Raw genomic sequence first — 22,909 nt, 5'->3', positions numbered from 1 at the left:
GGCAGCTTTTTGCTTTTTGCCTGACTGTATTATTTTGATTCTTACTATTACATTGATTTCGTCAATGTGATGGAGCCATCCTTTTGAGCCCATTTAACGTCCCAGTTCAACAACTCAGTAATGAAACGCAGCGGAACTTGAGTACATCCGTCTTTGTTAACAAACACTGTGGAGCCTACGTTCTTCTTCATACCGTTCACTTCCATGACTTTGTTGTTCACCCAGAATACGAGTGTATCATCACCAGCCATAACCGTAACTTCATGGGCTCTTTTGTCCCATTTCACCGTTGCACCAATTCCTTCACTCAGGAAGCGAAGTGGAATGTACATCGTGTTTTTCCAGAGCACAGGTGTAGTGTCCATATTGGTCGTTTTGTCGTTGATCTTCAGCATGTTGCTGTTCACTTGCATCCACATCGTTGTCATTTCCGGAGCTGGTGCAGGTGTAGTTGGCTCCTTGAATTTGTCGTTAAATTGGGTCACGATTGCATTACCCAGAGCTTGACCCACACCGAACATCACTTTGAAGCCTTCACGGTTGGTGGTATAAGAAGCATCATAGTTACCCGCTGCATATTGATCCAATACGTTTTGTACTTGATCTTCATGTGTAGTCAGTGCTTGTTGGCCTGCTGCTTGAGGCAGGTTGCCTGCTGTAGCGGAATCCAGGTAAGTCGCAAATTCGGTTGTGAATCCAGCAATACGTTTTTCTACTGCCGCGCGAGCCGTTGCATCATTGTTTTTAACAGCTTTTACATAATCGCTTTGTGCATTCACATGATTGGTTACCCAGATTTTCTCAAATGCATCAGCACCATCGTTACCGTAAATGGAAGCTATGGTAGCCTTGAAGTCAGATGTGTTGCCAGCTTCGGCTGTAACTTGTGCATTTGAAGCTGCTGTACGTCCATCATATTGCTCTTGCATTTGCAGAGTCGACGCTGGGGTATCGGCTTTGGTGTGATCGAATTTCTCTGGCATTTGTGTTGTAATCGCTGTGGACAGCGCCTTACTTACATCGAACGTTTCTCTTGAAACCTTCGCAATACGCCTTGTATGCATCGCTATAATCGCCAGCTACATCACGGATGCCTTCATCGTATTCATTGACGTCTGTGGCAGGGAAGCAGCCCCTGCGATTCCCGGCATCAAAAGCGTCAAGCTTAGCATGGGTGCAATAAACTTCTTCATTTTCATCTTCATTACGTATTCACTCCTTAATCAAGGGTGTAACGCAGGGATCCCCAATCTGGATCACCATGAAGGCAAAAAAAATTCACGACCTCCGTTTGGAAGAGTCGCGAAATGCGTGTCACAATTGACTTTTTATTGGAGTAAAAGAATTTAAATTCGATGTGATTTGTTGTTGAAATGGTATATACCCACTGTAATTTGGGTGCTTTATTTTCCTTTATCTCACAATAAAACCTTACATCCTAGGTTATCCTGGGGTACAATAAAAGAGAAAGATTATGCGCTTTTTGAAGGAGGTTCACTCATGACCTGGCTGCCTTATATTTTAATTATTGGTATTGCCTTGTTCGGCGGAATTGCTACCCTAATTATCGGAAATTCCAAAGCCAATCAGACCAGCAACCCCGAATATGACCGCCGAACCAAGCAGAATTTGAGCCGATTAACCTATGTATACGTTGGTGCAATCGTTCTTGGCATGGGCGGACTAATCCTTTATCTAGTGAACTAAACGACCTCCCGGGTTCAATAAAGTATGACTTTAAATCTTTTCAACACCTCAATAGTTCGTTCTACATATAAGATGGTTGGGGAATTCATTCCCCTCTCCCTGATCACCGCCAAGCACCCTCGCAGTATCCATACATGGATCTGTTGATATAGACTCTTCCTGTTCAAAGCTGCATTACCATGCCCATATCCGCACTCAAAATCCGCCACGATAATATCTAGTTCTCTTTCTTTTACCGATGAAGGTATGGTGGATGTCAACGCGGCCGCCACATCAAAATGATGATTCCCCCTCCTCACCTCACCCATATCAATTATGTGGATGTACTCCTTCGTAAATAACATGTTCCATGCGCCAAGATCACCATGAATCATGGTATTATTCTTCGGTTTATATTCCATTCACTGCTCGGTATGTTCTGCTAAAGCCCGGATTCCTTCAAATGATGAATTCTTCACTTCATTGGACACAGCACTCCATAATTGGCTTAACGCATAGCGATCCTTCTGCTCGGGAATATCCAGATGAGTGCTCAGCTGATGAAAAAGGGAAATTACGTTACCCAATTGCACAAAATCAATGCCCGCTTGATGATGCGGAAATGTATTGTCTATGTAGGTTTGCAAATTATAAATTTCATGATTGTAAATGATATAAGATAGCCCACCTCTGGCTTGAAGCATGTCTGGAGAAATGTTTACAGATGCCAGCACTTGATAAAGCTTATGTTCAGCCTGAGCCTGCTGTTCATTTCTGAGCTTACGCAGAACATATTTTCCAGATGCTGCATGAATCAGTATCGCCTTAGAACTGTTACCTTGTTGCAAGGCAGTGCTGGTTAGCACTTGGCCAATATCATAATGTTCCCTCACAAAATCGATGTCAGTCATAACTCCTCTCTCCTTTTCTTTGGTTTCACTATCACATGAATACATTTGCAATGTTTACAAGTTGGAGATAATTCAGAATTATTATGGATAACTTCCGGGTTTAATATAAAGCCATAAGGGACAGCGAGCCCCTACAAATGATAACCATATAAGTTGATCCTGACATTTCACACAGTAACGTAACGTGCAGAACCATTCTGAAGAAGCGAAACGTTCACCTTTATCCCCGGATTTCCCCTTTTAAAATAAGTAAACAAATCTGAGGATAAGAGTGATCGGAAGATGGTACTGCAATCGAAGTGGTAAGTGTAAATTCTATCAGATCAACTACTCAACCTAAAGGAGAGTTATACATGATGAAAACAAACCTGAAAAAATCCGCAGCAACGATGATGGTACTTGGCATGACATTAACTGGAGCTGCAGGTGTATTTGCCGGTACTCAATTGGAGAAAATCTCCGCTTATCTTAATCACGGTATCAGTTTCAATGTAGATGGCGCAGCTTATACACCAACGGATGGCAATGGCAATAAACTTGCACCGATCACTTACAATAATTCAACCTATCTGCCTGTGCGTGCCATTGCAGATGCGCTGCATGTCCCTGTATCGTACGACGGCAAAAAAGGTCAGGTTACCATCGGCGAAGCAACGAGTAATCCTTCTGCCCTGTCCAATGTAACCTATAATGCGGCGCAAAAAGAAGCGATTCAAAAGGCATTTGCACAGTTCGATAGTTTTGAAACAGCGTATGCACCTCAGCAAAGTATCACAGGTGATACGTTTAAAAGCGTAGGCGCCGGAGGCGATGGCGTAAGCTTTATCTTCACCCATATGAAAGTAAGTGTATCTCCGCGAGATTACTCGGATAGCTATAACAGCAAAGATGTAAAATTGTCCAATGGTGTTACTGCCAAATGGTACACACCGGATCAAACAGGCATGCTGACATTCCCATTGGATGATCGTTATGTTACGCTCAGCTCCCCTGACCATACGTTGAGTCAGGCACAGCTTGCACGGGTGGCCGTATCTGTCCAAAAGGTAAATAACAACGATCAAGGCGTTACCGGGTTTGCCAATGTAAATTACACCAAGGAGCAAACAGCTACCATCCGTAAAGCATTTGCGAAATTTGATGGCTTTGAGACGGCTTACGCGCCTCAGCATATGATTGCCGGGGATGCATTCAAAAGCGTGGGTGCCGGAGGCGATGGCGTGAACTTTGTTTTCATAAATATGAATGTGACGGTATCACCGAAAGACTACTCGTTCAGCTATGATGGAAAAGAAGTTAAGCTGTCTAATGGCGTTAATGCCAAGTGGTACACACCGGACAAAACCGATATGCTGACATTTCAACTGGATGATTGCTATGTTACGATCAGCTCACCAAATAAGGCACTAACACACACACAACTGGAACAAATGGCCGTGTCCGTGCAAAAACTGAAATAAAATAAAACGAAACATACCAAACACACATCATGCTGTCCCCTTCTAATGGGGCAGATTTGATGTGTGTTTTGTCCTATAGAAGCCATTCGACTGTTATGAAAACAAGGCTTTCGTCCAGCTTCATTTCGCTCAGGATGGGGTTATAATGAAAGGTATATGTACAATTAACAGAGGCCTGAACAGACAAGGAGGGAAAAACAATGAACCAACGGATAGACCTTTCGCCTGAGGAGCTGCAACAGCTGGCAGGTGAATTCAGCAAGGCTTCCCAGAATGGTAATGATATTTTGGCACAGCTGAGAACGATGGTGGCTCAAGCCGAAGGCCAGTGGGAAGGTGAACGGCAGCGTGAATTCATGCAGCGGATCAATGACAGTATGACATCGATCAGCAATTATCTGCTTGGGTTGCAGGAAACCAGCACCAGCCTGCAGCAGACGGCAACCCGCTTCCGTGAAACGGATCAGTCACGCTAGGACTGATCCGTTATCCATTAGGTTGTATTTGAGCTTTGCATACTACCGCAAAGTTCATAATGTTCATTTTTTCAACTCAACCCCATTATTCATTCAAATCTGCAGCAAATGCTTCTTCTTCCTCATCCACATACCCTCTGAAAATGATCTCTTCGATATCTTCATGATTGAATACATACGTATAATCCGGATTAATATATCCTTCCGGGTATAAACATCCAATATAGTCGAACTGACGAGGCGGTTCTGTCATTAACATCTGCTTGCGACCGTAAATGACGAGCTTTTTGGTGCCTTCCTTCAGCCGGATTACGGAGCCGTTGGGCAGTAAAGTCAATGTATCTTTTTCCATATGGTATGTAGCCTCCTTCAACTATTCTGCGCTTTATGGGCAGTGGTTTCCTTCGGGGCATGCAGTACCCGGCGCAGCCAGTAATACCGATGCATATCCATGATAAAGTGAAATACAACAAAAGCCAGCATAATATATACACACATCAGAACCACCGCAACGGTCTGCTGCGTTACAAAGGCCAACGATAGGTTTGCTATCAGATAACCGGCTCCGGTCAGCATGGTCAGTGTAGCGACAGGCATACGCGAGTTTGCACCCGCTTTGGGGCGATGTGGAGACTGCTGCAGTTTACGCAGGTGAAATCTGGCATACTGATACAAGGCGAAGCCGTACACTGCAAATGACCCGATTGCATACCATGGGGTTCTCAGTCCAAGCATGCCATAGGCAAACTTTTGCACGATGATCATGAATCCCAGGGAACAAACAACCCCAAATACTCCGCGGAACAAAACATAATTCAGCTGCAGTCTGCGTGGTGCCACAATCAATGCTACTGCCCACACATTCATGACTGCCAGAGGAGGCAGCAGAATATAAGCATACAGGGACTGGAACGGAACACTGAATATCGGGAGCAGCAGGAAAACGTTCAGAAAGAAGAGCACTAGCGTACCTGCACTGAAACGAATCCCATCCGCTGCATATACCGCAAGATAATTCTCAAACGAGTCCTGGTGGTAGGAGGTTCCTTCTACCCTATTTGCAGCCGTAGTGTTCGTCGATGAAGTGGAACGTTTCTGACGTGCCATCTATTTGAACCATCCTGATACGGTAGACCAGGCCTTCTTCGCTCCGTGTTTCACCACGTCTTTCACGGAATCATCCTGTCCATCGCCATCCAGATCCATGTTCATGGTTACCCCTTCTGCGAGATACGTCAATCCTACGGATACGCCCAAACCAACCGCACCAACGGCCAGCACGGGTGCCGCAGCGGGTAGAATCGCAGCGGTCAGTAGGGTTGCTCCTACCGTCGTTGCCCCACCAACGACAACGTTTCCGATGATATCCCCGGCAATTTTGTCAGTGGATGCGTTCTGGCTGATGTTCTCCTGTGTATCGGTAAAAACATCAATGCCGACGCTGGCCCAACCCAGCTTGTCCGTTAATGCTGACCGGACCGCATAACCTGGTTTGATCATCGAGGCGATTTCCTTAATCTGAGGCGTGGCTGTTCCGTTGGCTATTTTGGCTTCAATGTCACGAACGTAATGAATTTTGTAATCTCGGGGTCTGCCATTGACTAACGGATTATTCTTGACGGAATCATAGCTTTCGCGAACCAAAATTCGTGGCGTATTCCGATCAAGCTGCTGCTTCACCATATAACCATTCCTGACCCGGTACCCCAGTTTGGCAACAGCCGCAGCAGCCGTCAGTGTCCCCGCCGTGCTGCCAGGCCCATCGAATGGTGCAAGTGGATTAATGCCGGTCAGCCCAAATGTGCCCCCGGATTGATCCTCCTGTTCCATTCGTTCACGAGTGGTTTTCACATATGCAGCCAGCTGCTGCATGCTCTGTCCTGCGGTCTGAAACCGCTGTTGGTGCGACTGGTACAGACCGATGATGGTCTGCCGGTTCCCCGACTGCCAGGCCGCTCCCTGAATGGAGCGCTGGAGCACACCATCCACCTGCTGCAGCTGCGCAGTAACCTGTTCAATCTGCTGTGCGAGCGAGTTCAGGTACTCCGATTTCATAATAATCTTGGACAACTGTTTCTCCCCCTTTAGCTTACCTACGTTCTATGGGACTAAACGGCAGGCAAGATGGATAACGAACGCGTCGTTAGCAGAAAAAGACTCTGAACCAATTCTTCTTCTGTTATCTTGAATGCAGTAAATGTCTCTCTTTCTTCATGTTCCTGGTTGTCGATAAATAACCAATTGCCCCTAGGGCTGCCAATAAAATGAATCGTCTGTGGTTTGTCCTGCATCCCCCGGGTAGATACCTCAAACTGCCCTTGTTTTTGGATGTTTACAAACGCTTGGGCCAGCTCATGGATTGCAGTTGTATGCACATACCGGTCCTGTCGCAAGGCGAGTGTCATCCTTTCCATTCCGGATTGTTTCGTCAGTGCCAGCAGCTGCTGCAAAGTATCCTTCCGAATGGGGGTATGGATGGATTCCTCGGCACAATCAGGCAATTCAATCCGATTGCCTATAATCCGGAACAAGTCCTGCAAGCTTTCAAACGAAGTCAGGGTCACCTGATCCTGTTCAGGATTCCAGAGCCATTCAACCATGTTCGTGCCGGATATGAAGCCATAGGTCAGAGATGATTCACTCTGTTCCGAGGTGGATGTAAGCAGGTGAAGTTTCATCACTGCGCTACTGAGCTTGCAGCCCTGGAGCAGCTGATTCACTTGCGGATGTATGGTAATGACGTTATCCTCAGATTCTATAACGCCATCCTGGATCAGATCGGTTTTTATTTTTTCAAAAGTACGCTCGGCCTGCTCACCCTGTAATGCAGCATCATTCAGATGTGCAAAGATCACTTCAGCTTCCGGGATATTCATTAACTGAAATAGAAACAGAGCCTCCCGGCCAGTACAGGTAAACGAAGTATATGTAGGCACAGTCATTCCTCTTTTCCATGATATATGCATCAAACTCCAATGGAAGAGCCTATCTGTTTATTGTAAAAGGATAGGCATTCAGGCTCAATGCGCCCCCGCTCCTGTTCTTGGGACGTTAAACCTGATTATATTTACCCACTAAGCCGTGGAAATGCACAGGGTTGAATCACTTCTCAATGTTGAAATTTCGAATGAGGAGCAACAAACAAAAGAAGCAGCAAGGAGCGGATGCCCCCACTGCTTCTTATCGTCACAGAGCCAGATCGGTTAAACGAATAACTCTTCTGTAATACATGGAATCAATCAGATCTTCCCAATCCAGTTCATCGGCGCTGCCGTCACGATAATATACCGCAGCGGCAGGGAGATAACCAACCAAAGGACCCATGCCGCCACAGATCATGCCGCCGCCATCGCCGCCTTTGGGCAGCACTTCTCCAGACGGATCCACCGTCAATTCAACTTTGTACGGATCTCCAGCAAACTGGAGGCCAAAAAAATTGGGCAGTTCCAAATGATACGGCCTCTTATCTTCTACTACAAGCGACGGATCCGTTTCGGCCGATTCCTCTACCATCACAGTCAGCCTTTCCAAGCTTCCAAAGTGCTTCAACTTCATCGTGTAATCGAAACTGTCGCCCCAGGGAAATAACGTACGACAGCCACCCCCATACAAGTACTCCCATTCATCTTCGGTGAGCAAGCCAAAACCCGCTTCAGCCTGTTCCTCCAGCAGGGCTTCGAGCGTAACCCCCTCGTTGTACAATTGTATCCGCACATCTTCACCTTGACGATCCAGGCGAAACGCCTGATATTGCTCAAAGCTCTTTAGTTCAGAATGCTTGAATCTCTCCAGCTCTGCTGCAAAATCAGGTTCATGCCTTGCGCATGCTTCTTCTTCGGTAACTTCAATCCAGCCAAGCGATTGAGTCCCGCATTCCACCAGCATGGGAGCGATAGCTGCATCTCTCACAGGCGACATTTGGCCCGCCAGAAAAGCACGCACATCCTCTACGCCATACTCACTTACCGTCTCGAATAGATCTGCCGAAGTCTCTTCATTCATGCCATCCTGCCATCGATTCCACCCTAAGGTAACACGGTCTCCAGGTACAAACACAAACTCTCGTCCTGCGTGCAAAAACACCCCCGTTTCGGTTCGCTGACCGAAGCGTTCGAACATTCTTACACCGATATACTCCATACCTGACGGACATAAGGCGATCATCCCGCGCAGCAGTTGTTCTTTTTCCTGAAACGATAGCCCTGCCCATATGCCACGAGTACATGCTTCCATGGCTCTCCCTCTTTCCGGCTGCTCTTCCACTCCTTGATGGCAAAGCCCCTATTTACCTGCGGCCTGCAGGATCTCAAGCAGCAGCTCTTTCCGTTTCCCTTCGGCCTTGCGGGCCAAACCTGCAAGCTTCTCCACCTTGCCCCAGATCGGATATATCACACGCTCCACTTCATAGGTTTCCAATCCGTTGATCTGCTGCACCATAAGAGCAAGCTTCTCCTCATTTTCCAGTTCCGGCTGGATCTTCAGCTTCAAGCTATCCGTCGAACGTCGTAGGCAGGCAACCAATGCAGGTATAGAGCCAGGAGTTACACCATGCTTTTCGGCAAAGGCAACGGTGAATTTATCCTGCACCAACTGGTGTTCCTCGTCCACTTCTCCCATGTAAAATTCAACTAACGGGGAATACCCCTCGTCTGCAAGCCCAAGTCCAAACGTGGCATAACTGCCTGGCATACAGTTCTTCTCGCCCTCTGTGTCACCATACCATTCAAATTCTTCAATGGCTTCACGAGCGTACTCTTCAAGAAGAGGGTGCAGGTTCGGATACTCCAGTGCATTGGCGAAGAACCGGTGAGTATCCGACTTGGCGAGTCCCTTTATCGGCAAGTATTGTTTCACCTTCGATTTGAGCTTGATCTTATAGCTTTTCGGGAAGCCTTGCTTCAGTAAACGAATAATGAAAGCCAGCGCCTGCTCATAGGCAGATGCTTCCTCCTTGCGGATAACGACTGTAATGGTAGAGAATACATCATTAGCCGTACATTCCACCTGTTCATTCTTCACATACATGTCTTCCTTCGCATAAGTGCCGCTGCCTTCCGTCATCATCCGAGCTGCGCGGCTGCTTCCCAGCTGTTTCGCCAGTTCGAGGAAAGTAAGACCTGTCGGTTTACTGTAGCTTGGCTCAAAACGTAGAATCATGACTGCTGCATACAGCAACAGATCAATAGGCTCCGCCTCTTGCTGTTGATGGTTCTCAACCTCTCCATGAGGCTCATTCTGTACCAGAACGGCGCCTGGCTTGAGTGCATATTCATTGGACCTGTACGCCGATGACTGGATATCATAATACTGTGGCAAAAATTGATTCTCCGCCCAATCCGTCAATGCACGAATGATATTGCCGCGATGCTCCGCCAGGGCATCCTGACGGCCTTTATTTAATTCCTGGATACGATCATATTGAGCAAGAATCCAGGCGATGTTCGGTTTGGGAAACAGCTTCGGATCAAGCAAATGACGTGTCAGAAAAAAAGATTCCAGCGGCTTCGTAGGATATGTACCGTTCTCCAGCTTTTGTTCCGCATAGGTATGAATGCGTTCCAGCAGCCGCTCTTTCTTCTCTTCGTTCATATATTCAAACAGCGTCACTTGCAGCTTCCCTTCGGTCGTTGGAAACTTCCCGCGAAAGGTAAAACGGTAGTCGATCAATGGCGTATCCACCAGCTCGTTTACTCTTTTCCGGATCACATCTGCAAGCTGAGGCTGAATTTCGCTTCGCACCTGTTCTTCCGTAAATGGACCTGCGTTCCTGGATTTCAAGTCATCATCCAAACCGAGATCCAAACTGTCGACCGTCGTCCGGCCTGGTCTGTAATCCAGTAAAATATCATCGAAGATCCCCATCTGCAGCGTAGTTCGCTTCACGGTCTTGTCCAAATCGCTTCGCTTCCCCTGTTCATCAAACCATTCATGAATGGCCCCGATCATCTCTTCCATTGCCTGATCATAAAGTGTACTCATCTAATCTCCTGCCTTTCGTAATCGAACTCTATTAAATTAAGCTCATGTTCTATTCATTCAGGACCGCTCCATAAATCATGCCAGTGAAAATACGTATTGATGTTCGCATAACACCTATTATTTTACTCTCTCAAGCACACCTGGAACAATGAGACTTATGCACGGTTGTTGGCTAAGAAAATAGATGATCTATCCTTCTGCACCTGTCTGTGCATCCTGTACTCATACCAAAAAACACCGGAGTCAGGCGACTTTCCGCCCAAATCCGGTGTATTCACGAAACACGCTAACTACTTTTAATACTTTAGTATGATTCCATTCAGACAGTTAAGATTACACGAAAACGGAGAGTGCAGAACCAATCTGGAGAAGCGAAGCGCTCGCCTTTATCTCCGGATTTTATCCTCTAAATAGAGGAATCAAAAAAATCTGGGGATAACAGCGATCGAAAGATGGTACTGCAATCGGAGTGGCAAAGTGTAACCTCCCTCTTGCTGTTGAATCAGTTACCGTATTAATTCACGGTCTTAAACCATTCGTTCACTTCGGCGGTAATATCGTCGCCACCCATGGACTTCCACTTCGTTACAAAGGCATCAAATTCCTCAATGCCAACCTGGCCATAGATGATTTTGCTGAACGTATCCTTCTCCAGCTTATCGAGTGCGTCTTTCTTCATCTTCATCGTGTCGGTAGGCGCACCCGTGAATTTGTTCTTGATCGCATCATCCTTATGGGCAACCACGACTTGAGCTGCAGCAAACACTTCCGGTTTGTTAGCGATGCTCGTATTTTTCTCAAAAGGCGTCTCAGGCTCCTTGCCTGTCGCCAGCTCTGCGAGCGTATCCATCATCAGGTCCGGAATCCGCGCACCGTCATAGGTAATCGTGTATTTCAGCGGCGATACGCCATCTTTCACTTCAGCCTCGCCAACAACTTTGCCGTCTACAATGTCAAAGTCATAGCCTTGAGCAAATCCATGCTCGAACTCACTGCCCACTTCCGGATTGGCAAAGTTATCGAACAGATAATTCTGATATGTGAAGAACACTTCCGGGTTAGCCATATCCTTGTTGATCAACACAACCCCGTTGCTTGCCCCGGAACCATGGTGATGACTCTCACCCGTTGGGCCTGTTGGCAGAGCAATGGCTTTATAGGTGGCACCGTCCACATTTTTCTTCACGTCATCAATCGGCCAGTTGGGCATCCAGTGCGGACCCACGATGATCCCGGCCTTTCCTGCCGTAAACAGCTCTGCAGCCTTGATCTCATCGTATACACCAGCTTCCTTGGGCAGATAGCCTTTGGACAGCCAATCTTTCATTGTAGCAAGGCCTTCCTTCACTCCGGGTTGTATCGATCCGTATTGCAGTGTTCCGTCTTCAGCCTCATTCCATTGTCCTGGCATCGTGTTGTACATGCCGAAGATCCAGCCGGACTCCGTCATCCATGTATTCAGCGCATTCTTCATGCCGACGGTCAAACCATACGTATCCTTCTTGCCATTGCCGTCCGGGTCCTGATTCGTGAATGCATCCATGACCGCAACCAGCTCATCGATCGTTTTCGGTTCTTCCAGTCCCAGCTTCTTCAGCCAGTCTTCCCGGATAAACATCACCGGATCGCCGTTATAGGCATAGTCGAAGATCGGAATGCCGTAACGCTGCCCCTCATACATGTAGGGATACCATTCCTCCGGGGCCGATTCGGACGCCTGTTTCCATGTGTCGGATGCATATTTATCAAACAGTGCACCTGCATCAGCAAATTTGCCGGACTCGATCAACTCACGCACCAAATTGTAATCCCCACGGATCGAGACGATATCCGGCAGCTCTTCGTTGGCCGACAGGGACAGACGCAGCTTCGTATAAAAGGCGTCATTGGTCACTGACACGGCCCACGGTGTGGTCAGGTCAATGCCGAGCCGCTCCTTGGCCCATTTGGTATGCACATTGCTCTGTGCCGTTTCCCCGTTCTTGAACTTCGTATCATCGTTCCAGGCCCGCAAGTAGCTCATCTGCACCGCTGGTTCGTACTTCCCGTCCTGCATCGCAAGCGGCGCAGCCGCTTCCTTGGCAGGCTCCTCCTTGGCCCCCGAACTGCATGCTGTTACAGCAACCATCGTTAATGCAAGCAATGCCGTCATCATCTTTCTATACATGAACAAACCCCTCCTCAGGTAACTTTGAATACCCTTCTGCAATTCGCATCATTTAATGCGTAATGCACCTTACATGAAAAGGATAGTGCAGCCGGGGAGGCAAACATATATCACAATTTCAATGTTCATATTGATTTGTTAACCGTTCCGAAAATCCTGTGGTGTCAGGCCATAATGTTTGCGAAACACTTGGATGAAGTAAGGGGTATTGTTATATCCCACTTCCTGGCCGACTTCATAGATTTTCATTCCAGTATGCTTCAGCAAATGTACAGCGCGTTCCATTCTGGAGCGAATAATGTAATCGCTGATGCCTTCGCCAGTGGACTGTTTGTACATTTTGGACAAATACACCGGATGCAGATGCACCTCTCCCGCAATGACCTGCAGGGACAGGTCTTCTCCCAGATGATGGTCAATCCAGTGCTGCACCTGCCGAATCAAGGTGGACCCACTCTCTTGACCCGAGTCTTGGGTACGCTCTGTCCATTGCTGCATGACGTTTCGGGTCCATGCCTCCAGACTGCGCAGCGATACACCATAACCATCCTTCAGCAGCTGCTGATATTGTTCCCCAAGCACATCGGATAACTGTTTGCCTTCCCGGTGAGCCATGTAAGAGAAAGCGGCAGCCAGATAATGAAAAGCAACGTAAACATGCTCCGGAAATACACTTCCCGATAGCTCGGCAAAGATCTGATCGATCTTGCGATGTGCATCGTCCATTCTCCCGGCTTCCAGCAGCGTTGTCAGGCCAGGAGGTTCATAGAGCGCAGCAAGTGATTTCAATGAGGCTCCGTGCGAGCTGGCTGTAGCATTCAGATGCAATCCTTTCCCTGCTTCAGCCTGCTTCCGCAAGGCACTTACAGCCTGATGATACAGCTGCGGTACCTGATGCGGAAAACGCCCCGTTTTGCTGACGGATAATGAGATCGTGGCATTCAAATACTGCTTCACACTATGAATCAATCGTTCGCCAAGCCGTCCCATCAACAGTTCCGGTTCAGACTGTGCCTGTTTCGGACTGGCCATGAACACCAGATCATCATACGCATCATCGGTATGGCAGAGATGGTAGCTGCTGCTGAAGATTTCCTCCACCACATTGGATATGGCGTATTTCATTAATCGAAATGCCTTGTGCGTTGGCTGCGGATCATCATAGCGGATCAGAAGCAGCTGCATTTTATCCTGGGGACGAAAGCCGATCTCCAATTGCTCCAGCTTACTCACCAGTTCATCATCGGCAAACTTGCTCCCGAGCAGCACATCCTTCATTAACTCCGCCCTTTTCTCCGGCAAGTGTTCCCTTACCGAATACATGGCGCGCTGGTGCAGCTGCTGTTTCTCTCCTTCCAGCCGGATCTGCACGGAGGCCTGCTGCACGGCTTCGATCAGTTCTTCATCACGCACCGGCTTAAGCAGGTAACTTACCGTTCCATGTTTAAGGGCCTGTTTCGCATAATCAAAAGAGGCATGTCCCGATAAAATAATGCATTTGGTTCGCTCCCACTTTTGCCGAATATGACTAACGAGATCGAGTCCCGACAAGCCTGGCATGCGGATATCCGTAATGATGATATGGACTTGATGGGCAGCCATCTGCTGCAGCGCTTCCTTGACCGAATACGCCTTGTATACCTGACCGATGCCATATTCCCTCCATGCGATAGAGGAAGCAATGGATTCCACCGCCGAGTGCTCGTCATCCACGACCATTAAATTCATCATGAGACTGTTCCTCCTCAAACCATCGTATTTCAACACTAAGTCCCCCGTAAGGAATTGCTGCAAAATGAAGACCGGATGAATGCCCGTATCGCGTAACCAGACGCTGATGCACGTTCCAAGTGCCGGTACCGATCTCCTCGCCCATAGGCTCATTCACTTCCCGTTCCAGTTCTTCAATCTCTTCGGGTGTCAACGTCACCCCATCGTTATCCACAAACAAACTGTAGCGGATGAACGATTTGCCATCGATTGGCTCTTTGGCCGACATCCCGGTCACCACGATGTGGCCACTGCCCTCGCTTGGTTCAATGCCGTGAATGACAGCATTCTCCACAATCGGCTGAATGAGCAGCCTTGGAATGTGCTGCTGCATCAGCTCCTGCGGTACGGCAATTTCGTAGGATAACCGATTGGTTCGCATCTGCTGTATGGACAAGTAATTGTCCAGCAGCCGAATTTCCTCTTCCACGGTCGTCATGTCATTCTCATCCCGGGTAATGTACCGGTAGTAATCTCCCAGACTCAGCGACATCGCAATAACGGCTTCCGAATGGCCGAGCTGGGTCATATTTTTAATATAGAACAGGCAGTTGTACAGGAAGTGCGGATTGATCTGTGACTGCAGATGCTTGAGCGTTGCTTCTCTTGAACGAATGCGTTCCTCGTACACCTTCTCGATCAATTCCTGAATTTGTTCCGCCATATGATTGAAACTCTGGGTCAGGTATGCAAATTCATCGCGTGAGTGATCCACCGGAATCCGGGTCGACAGCTGGCCTTTGCGAATCTGCTGCAGCCCCTGCATCAGGCGATAGATGGGAATCTGAACTTTGCGGTAGAGCAGCAATGCGGCCCCAATGCTCAAGGCCAGCAGCAAGAGTATGGACGTGATAAACATGTTCCGGCTCTTATCCATCGGGGTGAGCAGGTCATCCAGCACGACGGGATTCACATAGATGCCATGAAGCTGTTTGGAGCGAACATAACTGACCAGATACTGCTTGCCTCCCGCCTCCAGCTGATGATTCCCCTCGCTGCCCAGCCCGTTCAAAGGCATATTCTCCATGATGGCTCGCACCAGATCAGGGTCTGCGCTGCGGTTTAATAAAGGGTCATTGCCTGGCACGTATAGAAAGGGATCTCCTCCCTGTGCCTCCTTGAAGTCGTCCAGCATGGCAACAATATTCATCGGATCAAAATTAATTTCCATCACGGTACGAACCCCCGTCGTCGCTGGCTTGGCATTCCACTCATAGTTGTCCGTGAAGAAATAAGTGAATCCTCCGTCATCCAATTGCCATTGTCCAGGCTGGGGAAACTTAAGCATGTTCTCATTGAAGACGGTTCGGCTTGCCTTGGTGGATAACACCAGTTCTGCCTGTGGAAGCAGAATCGTAATGTCGTTCTTCCAGCGGCTGGTGGACTGGTACAGCGATAATTTGTCGAGAATGTCGAGATAAATGCTGTTCTTCTCATACTGGCTGGTCGTTTCCGTCATGTAACGGTAATGCAGTATGCTGGGGTCTCTCAGAAGGGTAAGCCCATAGAGCGAGAGCTGCTCAATATTTTTATCTACCTGGGAGCTGAAATAATTGAACTGGTTCAAACTTGACTGCTGTTTTTCCTCCACGACCATGTCCACATTCGCCTGATTGGCGTATGTATAGAGCAGCAAGATGGGCACCAGCAGGCAGATCAGCAGAATAACCGTTTTTGCAAATACTGTAAATTTCATCATTTCACCCTGTCTCGTAAATATGATCGAACGTTACCGAAGTCCTATTTTATATTGAAAACCCTTTCATATCTATATTGATTTTGAAATCATTAATTGCCTCAACAGGTTAACAAATCAACATTCGCCTTGAAATGTTGGTCTATAGCACGCCCTTTTCCGTTGCTATAATTCAGTTGCTCCACTTTTTGCCGAGGCCAAAATGCCTTACGATGCGGAGGCTGGACGATACATAAGGAGGGACACGGATGGCTATGGAACAACCATTAACAACCAACACGTCGGTGCGGCAGGAGATACGCAATCCACGCAAACGCACCCGCTGGAACTTCAAACGCACATGGCCGCTGCACCTGATGCTGCTGCCTGCAGTACTGCTCACATTGCTGTTCGCCTATGTACCCATGGGCGGCATTATTATTGCCTTTCAGGATTTCAAACCGTGGCTCGGATTCACTGGCTCCAAATGGGTGGGATGGGATAACTTCCGGTTCATGTTCGAGTATCCGGACAGTGTACAAGTAATCTGGAACACCGTACTGATTGCTTCCATGAAAATTGTGGCCGGCCTGGTGGCCCCGGTGGTATTCGCCATTTTGCTGAATGAGGTACGAAACTCTACGTTCAAACGTTTCTCGCAGACGCTTGTCTACCTGCCCCACTTCCTGTCCTGGGTTGTCCTGGGCGGCATTCTGCTCGACATGCTGTCCCCAGAGGGCGGACTGGTGAACCAGGTCTTGGCAGCTGCAGGGATTGAACCGATTTTCTTTCTCGGAGATGGTGACTGGTTTCGGGTAACGGTTGTCATCAGTGATGTATGGAAGGAATTCGGATTTGGTACGATCGTATTTCTGGCTGCGCTTGCGGGGATTAATCCGGCTCTCTATGAAGCTTCCGAGGTGGATGGGGCAACACGGCTCAAGCAGACGCTGCACATTACGCTCCCTGCCCTGGTGCCGATGATTATCGTGGTGGGAACGCTGTCCCTTGGTAATATTCTGAATGCAGGATTTGATCAGATTTTCAATCTGTACAACCCGCTCGTGTATGAGAAAGGCGATATTATCGACACGTTTGTGTACCGGATGGGTATCCTCAATGGCAAAATGAGCTTCGCCACAGCCGTTGGACTCTTCAAGTCTTTCGTCGCGATGTTCCTGGTTATTACTGCCTACCGGATGGCCTACAAAATCGCCAATTACCGCATTTTCTAAGGGGCTCAGCATACTGCATTAAGGGGGAATCAAGGTGTATCACAAAACGACCGGATACCGGATATTCAATGGCTTCAACCTGTTCTTCATTGCGGCCGTTTCACTGCTGTGTGTGCTGCCGCTCGTTCATATTCTGGCCGTTTCTTTCAGCGGCAAGGCGGCCGCTTCTGCCAATCTGGTCACGCTCTGGCCAATTGATTTTACGGTAGACGCCTATACCAAAACGTTTGGGAACAGCAACTTTCTCAGTGCCCTCTGGATCTCGGTTCAGCGTACCGTTCTTGGTACACTGCTCAGTATGGTGCTGGTCATCCTGACGGCATATCCATTATCGAAGGAAAGTCTTCATTTCAAGGGACGTTCTATGTATGCTTGGTTTTTTATCTTCACGATGCTGTTCAGCGGCGGGCTGATCCCGTCCTACATTTTGATTCAAAAGCTGGGGCTGATCAACACGCTGTGGGCACTGATTTTGCCAGGAGCGGTTGCGGTCTGGAACCTGATTCTGATGATGAACTTCTTCCGTAACGTTCCGAAAGAGCTGGAAGAGGCGGCTTTTATTGATGGAGCTAACCATATTACGACCTTGTTTCGGATCTATCTGCCTGTGTCCATGCCCGCAATTGCGACGATCTCGCTATTCACCATGGTAGGCCAATGGAACTCCTGGTTTGACGGGCTCATCTATATGAATGATGCTTCCAAATATCCGCTGGCTACGTTGATGCAGACCATTATCGTACAGCAGGACTTCTCCAACATGAACGTCGATGCAACGCAGCTTCAGAACATGTCTCAACGTACGGTCAATGCGGCTCAGATCTTCATTGGCGCTCTGCCGATCCTGCTTGTGTATCCATTCCTGCAGCGTTTCTTCGTCAAGGGGATTGTGCTTGGGGCGGTAAAAGAATAGAACGAACGCGAATTACTGTCGCATCATCTCATCCCGGGGCTTTTGTCTCGGGGTGTTTTTCTGTTTAACCGAATGGCTTTGTTATATTCATTAATTAACTCATCCAGAATCATCGATTGACGAATGACCTCCGGATGCATTAATTCCGCATGTGAATTTGCGATCTGGTAGAGCCTTTGCCGTGCCTTTTCGATACATTCCTGAATGGTTTCCGGATTATGCACCATACTCCCGCCCCCTGTTGTCCTTCAATATCCATCACCCAAAAAAGACCATCTATTATAATATTCGGAACAATGGGGGCTCCGGATTACCCCAAAATTAAAATTTGTATATTTTTTCTTGTAGAGGTTGAAATAAGCAGGTGTATTAAGGGAGATTTCCCTCGTGGGAATAAAAAATGCCCCCTCTTCAGTCTGAAGAAAGGACAATTTTTTAGGAATGATGGGTGGACGCCTGATCAGCAGCCTGCAGTAAAGGCTGCATGAGCCCTGGAAATCGTGCTTCCAGATCCTCCGTTCTCAGTGTAAGGAAATGCTGGGTACCCTGCACACGTACTCGAATGACGCCAGCTTCTCGCAGGGTGCGAATATGATGGGACATCGTGGATTTCACAACAGGTGCATTAAAGTGACTGCAGGGCTGCTCTCCACTCTTGGCTGCTTCCGCAACAATGCCAAGACGGGTTGGATCGCTCAAAGCATACAACACGGAAGAAAGTTCAATATCCTCTACTGAAGGATGATGCAAAATTTTCATGATGTAGTCTCCTTTTTTCAGACTATCCATTGTATTTTAGCACAATTCCATGATATATTTCTAATGTTCGATATCAATCGAACTTTAATTCTAATTTCGTCAATAGTTCCCCTGCTGTCAGGCATGGGATTCACTGTATATCTCATTTTGCAAATGTTACATACCGTTTCTGAAATATTGCGAAATTACACATTTTATCAAGGAGGTTTTCATGAACAACACTGCAACCGCATCATCCGGGGAACGAACGACCGGACTACAGGAAGGGTTAATTGTAAGTTTGCTCGGTTTCACAGTTGTTCTCGTCGTCATGAATACGATGATGTTCAATCTGGCCCTGCCCAAAATTGCAGCCGAATTCCAGCTCTCATCCGTTGCTTCTTCCTGGATCGTTACAGGTTATTCCATCGTTTTTGCCATATCGTCGATTACCTTTTCGCGCCTATCGGACTTTGTACCAATTCGGACCTTGTTTACAACCGGTCTCACTTTGCTTGGTGCAGCATCCGTTCTGGGATTCTTCAGCAATCACTTCATTATCCTGCTCTGTGCACGCCTGATTCAGGCAGCAGGCGCCGCATCCGTGCCGGGACTTGCCATCGTGCTCATCACACGATACGTTCCAAGTGAAAGACGGGGTAAATCCATGGCGGTGATTATGTCTGCCAGTTCCCTTGGTCTTGGACTCGGTCCTGTCATCGGGGGAAGTATTACCCAATTCCTTGGATGGCATGATCTCTTTATTGTAACGGGGTTAACGTTATTCCTGATCCCTGTGTTCTTCAAACTGCTTCCGAGTGAAATGCCGCAAAAGGGGTCCTTCGACTTGTTGGGCGCACTGCTTCTGGCGATCGGAACCACAGGGGTTCTTCTGTTCCTTACTTCACGTGAGTGGGTAACTCTCGTTGTTGGTGTCGCAGCATTACTTTTGTTCTGGCTGCGGATTCGCCGTGCGGTCGATCCTTTTGTTCAGCCAGCCCTGTTCAAAAACAAAAAATATATGATGCTCAGCTCGCTCGGGATCGTCTCTTACATCAACAACTTCTCGACTCTGTTCCTGCTGCCGCAAATTTTGGCTCACCTGTACGCCTTAACACCAGCCCAATCCGGACTTGTCATCTTCCCTGGTGCAGTTGTTTCCATGCTGCTCTCCAACCGGATTGGCCGAATGATTGACAGGCACGGCAATACATTGCTGCTTAGATTTGCACCATGGCTGCTGCTGGCTGCCGCCGGATTGTTCGCTCTGTTTGCAGACAACAGCATCTATGCCATTATGGTCATTTATATTCTGCTGAGTGTAGGTTTCTCTGCTCTCACAACCAGCGTTTCCAACGAACTGTCCAATAACCTGACGATGGATCAGGTGGGCGCAGGCATGGGCCTATTCCAGCTCAGCCAGTTCTTCAGCGGTGCATTCAGTGTGGCCGTAACCGGTGTGGCTCTGACTGCGATGCAGCAACTGTCCCTATCGTCAGCCTACACGAATATTTTCTGGGGTATGACCGTGGTTGCTCTGGCATCCGTGATGTTCTCTTGGGTATACCTGTCCATGCAGTCCCGCAAAAAAGCCTCTTCCGCTTCGTCCTAATCCAAGCTCGTAAGAGTGACAGTCTAGGTTTCTCAATATCAAAAAGCCCTAAGGACATGATCTCTATGTTCTTGGGGCTTTTACTATTCTGATTTTACTTTTTATCCCTAATGATAACTATTCAAACAGATCCAAACGCAGACGCTTCAAGCTTGTATGCTTGATATACCATTGACCGTCGATCTGAACAAACGTCTCATGGTAATGTCCAAATCCGTGAAAGGATTTGTTCTCATTGCCTTCGGGGAACGTCACCCAATCCTCCATCGGAGAAATGACCCTGGCTTCGTTCTCGGATACAAATTCAACCTCGGCGCTGTGTACGTGATGCACCGTTACGGCAACATCCACCAGATCGCGGAATACCTGAACAATAGTGTCACGGCCCGTTAATACTGGAATGGGGTTACCTTCTGTACTGAAATCAGCTACTGCATCCGGAGCAAACACATCACCCAGTGCGTCCCACTGCTTCGTATCAATAAAGCGGCAATAGCGTGCCTTCGTATTGCGGATATTTTCCAGTGCAAGCAATTGTTCAAGTCCTGTGATGGTTGATTGGCTCATGTGTTGTCCCTCCAGAGATGTTATGGGTTTAAGACATATGTATCTATTAATCTTCCTTATTGTACCACCACGTTTGTATTAGGCACAACGGCTTATTATACGCTTGACTGCTTGATTACAGCTGCGAAAAAGTCCGAAAGCTAGGCCTTGTTGCTTAAATGCCGCTCTCGGACTTTCCGATCTACTTGTACCTATATACAAACTAACCATGAAGGATCGAACTCCGTTAGAAGCTGATCTGCTCTTCCCCCAAGGTTATCCCCGATGTGCACCCTTCATCTGAGCAGCCAGTTCGGACATTTTCTTATTGCTTAGATAGTTCTCCATCTGTTCTTCGGCATGAATCATGACTTGTTGAATCAAACAGCCCTCGTTGTGATTCTGAGAGCATTCGAACAGGGAAGCCTGTCCTTCAATGGCGTGAATAATCTCCAGGAACGAAGGATCCGGATTTTTGCGACTCAGACGATAGCCACCATTGGCTCCGGAAGTCGATTCAATCATGCCCGCCTTAACCAGCTTAGTTAATATTTTGGACAGATAGGTTGGCGATACTTTCTGCAAATCAGCCAGTTGATGAACACTAACCAGCTGCTCCGGTTCGGTAATTACAAGGTGAAGCATGGTATGCAAGGCATAGTTGGTTGCTTTTGAATATTTCATGAGGGCACCTCATTGTATACGGATTTAATTTATCCATAATAGACTTGATTGGGCTCGCTGTCAAACCCAGACTGTCTGTGATTTCGCGGTTACTACGAACCTCATTATTTTATTAATTGTGATAAAGTCCTCGGTATTCCGTAGGTGTCATCCCTTCATGCGCCATGAACTGACGGTTGAAATAACTGGCGTTCGGGTATCCCGCCTCCTCGGCAATCTGTCCTATATTGGCCGTTGGGCGTTCGAGCAGCCACTGCTTCGCCATTTGCAGCCGGGACCGGGTTACGAATTCCATCGGTGTCATCTCAACTGCACTCTTGAACAATTTGCAAAAATAATATGAACTGACCCCCGCCAAATCTGCCCAATCCTGCAGCAAAAACGGCTGACATGCCTCCTGCTGCATCTGCGGGAGCAATCCGAGAATCCGGTTCTCCGCTTGGCTGGTACGTGTATTCTTCAGAGGCACCGCATGCTGGACAAACTCGGCCAGTACGGCATACGTCAACGTGGACAGCTGGGCCGGACGCAGCATCCGATTCTGCTCGGCTTCGTCCAGCAAAGCCAGATGAGCCTCTTCCCAGGGGGCCTGCTGCCGCAGGGTCCACAGCAAATTGCGATGCAGCCCCCGTTCAATCATATAGTCATGGAGACGTTCGCCATAAAAGTGAACCCAACGTACATCCCACGGATCGTCTTCACTGCTGTAATAATGCTGGCGCTGCTGCGGGAAATAAAGTACCGCCTGACCCGCCCGAAGCTCATGTATAATCCCGTCCGCTTCCACATACCCCTTACCAGAAGCAACATAGTGAATATTGAAGTTATTAAGGGCACCAGTCTCCCGCAATACAGAATGCTCTGGGTGGTCCACATAATGCCCAACGGACTCGGGATAACAAAAATATGGAATATCCTGAAGGGTAAGCAATACGGTTTGTCTCATCATGAATATATCTCCTTGGCAAGCAATATTGTGTTAAGAGATCTCAATATATTATCATTTTCATTCATTGATCTATTCCTTATAATCACAATATACATTCATCCACAGGAG

General features: G+C 47.8%; 24 protein-coding genes. 6 read left to right on the top strand and 18 right to left on the bottom strand.

The annotated features are described in order from the left end of the window. Positions 1-47 precede the first annotated feature (47 nt). Entirely contained in the window at positions 48-1,064 is a 1,017-nt protein-coding gene (locus ABGV42_RS19800; protein WP_347383349.1) for a copper amine oxidase N-terminal domain-containing protein, read from the bottom strand. A 15-nt stretch (positions 1,065-1,079) separates the two neighbouring features. Continuing rightward, positions 1,080-1,205, bottom strand: a complete 126-nt coding sequence (locus ABGV42_RS19795; protein ID WP_347383348.1) for a hypothetical protein — start codon at positions 1,203-1,205, stop codon at positions 1,080-1,082. Between the two features lie 295 nt (positions 1,206-1,500). Here ABGV42_RS19795 and ABGV42_RS19790 point away from each other — a divergent pair, with 295 nt between their 5' ends. Then, positions 1,501-1,707, top strand: a complete 207-nt coding sequence (locus tag ABGV42_RS19790) for a hypothetical protein (protein WP_347383347.1) — start codon at positions 1,501-1,503, stop codon at positions 1,705-1,707. 14 nt (positions 1,708-1,721) lie between these two features. Here the strand turns inward: ABGV42_RS19790 and ABGV42_RS19785 are convergent, their stop codons facing one another. Together ABGV42_RS19785 and ABGV42_RS19780 are read right to left on the bottom strand one after the other, a co-directional pair. Next, the gene (locus ABGV42_RS19785; RefSeq protein WP_347383346.1) at positions 1,722-2,081 is read right to left on the bottom strand and encodes a phosphotransferase; all 360 of its coding nucleotides are present in this window, start codon (positions 2,079-2,081) and stop codon (positions 1,722-1,724) included. 27 nt (positions 2,082-2,108) lie between these two features. Next, positions 2,109-2,597, bottom strand: coding sequence for a hypothetical protein (locus ABGV42_RS19780; protein WP_347383345.1), 489 nt, complete (start codon positions 2,595-2,597; stop codon positions 2,109-2,111). 353 nt (positions 2,598-2,950) lie between these two features. On the opposite strand from ABGV42_RS19780, the gene ABGV42_RS19775 reads away from it, so the two are divergent. Together ABGV42_RS19775 and ABGV42_RS19770 are read left to right on the top strand one after the other, a co-directional pair. Next, complete coding sequence (locus ABGV42_RS19775; RefSeq protein ID WP_347383344.1) at positions 2,951-4,057, top strand: stalk domain-containing protein; 1,107 nt, start codon at positions 2,951-2,953, stop codon at positions 4,055-4,057. Positions 4,058-4,257: 200 nt separating this feature from the next. After that, a complete protein-coding gene (locus tag ABGV42_RS19770; RefSeq protein WP_347383343.1) occupies positions 4,258-4,533 on the top strand; it encodes a WXG100 family type VII secretion target in 276 nt (91 codons plus the stop codon). A gap of 85 nt (positions 4,534-4,618) precedes the next feature. Here ABGV42_RS19770 and ABGV42_RS19765 read toward each other — a convergent pair whose 3' ends face one another. The 9 genes from ABGV42_RS19765 to ABGV42_RS19725 all read right to left on the bottom strand — a co-directional run bounded on the left by ABGV42_RS19765 (position 4,619) and on the right by ABGV42_RS19725 (position 16,148). Then, positions 4,619-4,885, bottom strand: a complete 267-nt coding sequence (locus ABGV42_RS19765; RefSeq protein ID WP_347383342.1) for a DUF4176 domain-containing protein — start codon at positions 4,883-4,885, stop codon at positions 4,619-4,621. Positions 4,886-4,902: 17 nt separating this feature from the next. Next, a complete protein-coding gene (locus ABGV42_RS19760; RefSeq protein ID WP_347383341.1) occupies positions 4,903-5,640 on the bottom strand; it encodes a hypothetical protein in 738 nt (245 codons plus the stop codon). Then, positions 5,641-6,603 carry a hypothetical protein gene (locus tag ABGV42_RS19755; RefSeq protein ID WP_347383340.1) on the bottom strand — a complete coding sequence of 321 codons (963 nt, stop codon included), beginning with the start codon at positions 6,601-6,603 and terminating at the stop codon, positions 5,641-5,643. It lies immediately after the preceding gene. A 38-nt stretch (positions 6,604-6,641) separates the two neighbouring features. Further along, positions 6,642-7,469, bottom strand: a complete 828-nt coding sequence (locus tag ABGV42_RS19750) for a hypothetical protein (RefSeq protein WP_347383339.1) — start codon at positions 7,467-7,469, stop codon at positions 6,642-6,644. Between the two features lie 250 nt (positions 7,470-7,719). Then, positions 7,720-8,766, bottom strand: a complete 1,047-nt coding sequence (locus ABGV42_RS19745) for a hypothetical protein (RefSeq protein ID WP_347383338.1) — start codon at positions 8,764-8,766, stop codon at positions 7,720-7,722. 48 nt (positions 8,767-8,814) lie between these two features. Next, positions 8,815-10,512, bottom strand: coding sequence for a DUF6138 family protein (locus tag ABGV42_RS19740; RefSeq protein WP_347383337.1), 1,698 nt, complete (start codon positions 10,510-10,512; stop codon positions 8,815-8,817). 514 nt (positions 10,513-11,026) lie between these two features. After that, the gene (locus tag ABGV42_RS19735) at positions 11,027-12,679 is read right to left on the bottom strand and encodes an extracellular solute-binding protein (protein ID WP_347383336.1); all 1,653 of its coding nucleotides are present in this window, start codon (positions 12,677-12,679) and stop codon (positions 11,027-11,029) included. 138 nt (positions 12,680-12,817) lie between these two features. Beyond that, positions 12,818-14,410, bottom strand: a complete 1,593-nt coding sequence (locus ABGV42_RS19730; protein WP_347383335.1) for a response regulator transcription factor — start codon at positions 14,408-14,410, stop codon at positions 12,818-12,820. Continuing rightward, entirely contained in the window at positions 14,385-16,148 is a 1,764-nt protein-coding gene (locus ABGV42_RS19725) for a sensor histidine kinase (RefSeq protein WP_347383334.1), read from the bottom strand. Before ABGV42_RS19725 ends, ABGV42_RS19730 begins: the two co-directional genes overlap by 26 nt. A 245-nt stretch (positions 16,149-16,393) precedes the next feature. Here ABGV42_RS19725 and ABGV42_RS19720 point away from each other — a divergent pair, with 245 nt between their 5' ends. Together ABGV42_RS19720 and ABGV42_RS19715 are read left to right on the top strand one after the other, a co-directional pair. Then, on the top strand, positions 16,394-17,359 hold the full coding sequence (locus ABGV42_RS19720) for an ABC transporter permease (RefSeq protein WP_431523660.1): 966 nt from the start codon (positions 16,394-16,396) through the stop codon (positions 17,357-17,359). Between the two features lie 34 nt (positions 17,360-17,393). Next, positions 17,394-18,272: a carbohydrate ABC transporter permease gene (locus ABGV42_RS19715; RefSeq protein ID WP_095292286.1), complete on the top strand. Its 879-nt coding sequence runs from the start codon at positions 17,394-17,396 to the stop codon at positions 18,270-18,272. A gap of 23 nt (positions 18,273-18,295) precedes the next feature. Here the strand turns inward: ABGV42_RS19715 and ABGV42_RS19710 are convergent, their stop codons facing one another. Together ABGV42_RS19710 and ABGV42_RS19705 are read right to left on the bottom strand one after the other, a co-directional pair. Further along, a complete protein-coding gene (locus ABGV42_RS19710) occupies positions 18,296-18,499 on the bottom strand; it encodes an aspartyl-phosphate phosphatase Spo0E family protein (RefSeq protein ID WP_347383333.1) in 204 nt (67 codons plus the stop codon). 208 nt (positions 18,500-18,707) lie between these two features. Then, positions 18,708-19,031 (bottom strand): ArsR/SmtB family transcription factor, encoded by a 324-nt coding sequence (locus tag ABGV42_RS19705; protein ID WP_347383332.1) that lies wholly within the window; start codon positions 19,029-19,031, stop codon positions 18,708-18,710. 211 nt (positions 19,032-19,242) lie between these two features. On the opposite strand from ABGV42_RS19705, the gene ABGV42_RS19700 reads away from it, so the two are divergent. Continuing rightward, positions 19,243-20,622 (top strand): MFS transporter, encoded by a 1,380-nt coding sequence (locus tag ABGV42_RS19700; RefSeq protein WP_347383331.1) that lies wholly within the window; start codon positions 19,243-19,245, stop codon positions 20,620-20,622. Between the two features lie 117 nt (positions 20,623-20,739). Here ABGV42_RS19700 and ABGV42_RS19695 read toward each other — a convergent pair whose 3' ends face one another. The 3 genes from ABGV42_RS19695 to ABGV42_RS19685 form a co-directional block, all read right to left on the bottom strand. Further along, a complete protein-coding gene (locus ABGV42_RS19695; RefSeq protein WP_347383330.1) occupies positions 20,740-21,189 on the bottom strand; it encodes a nuclear transport factor 2 family protein in 450 nt (149 codons plus the stop codon). A 255-nt stretch (positions 21,190-21,444) separates the two neighbouring features. Further along, complete coding sequence (locus ABGV42_RS19690; RefSeq protein WP_347383329.1) at positions 21,445-21,852, bottom strand: Rrf2 family transcriptional regulator; 408 nt, start codon at positions 21,850-21,852, stop codon at positions 21,445-21,447. A 112-nt stretch (positions 21,853-21,964) separates the two neighbouring features. Beyond that, positions 21,965-22,801, bottom strand: a complete 837-nt coding sequence (locus ABGV42_RS19685) for an AraC family transcriptional regulator (RefSeq protein ID WP_347383328.1) — start codon at positions 22,799-22,801, stop codon at positions 21,965-21,967. Positions 22,802-22,909 lie beyond the last annotated feature (108 nt).

Source organism: Paenibacillus pabuli (assembly GCF_039831995.1).
GTDB classification, from domain to species: domain Bacteria; phylum Bacillota; class Bacilli; order Paenibacillales; family Paenibacillaceae; genus Paenibacillus; species Paenibacillus pabuli_C.
The sequence above is the reverse complement of the archived record's forward strand: the minus strand, read 5'-3'. Positions and strand labels throughout refer to the sequence as shown.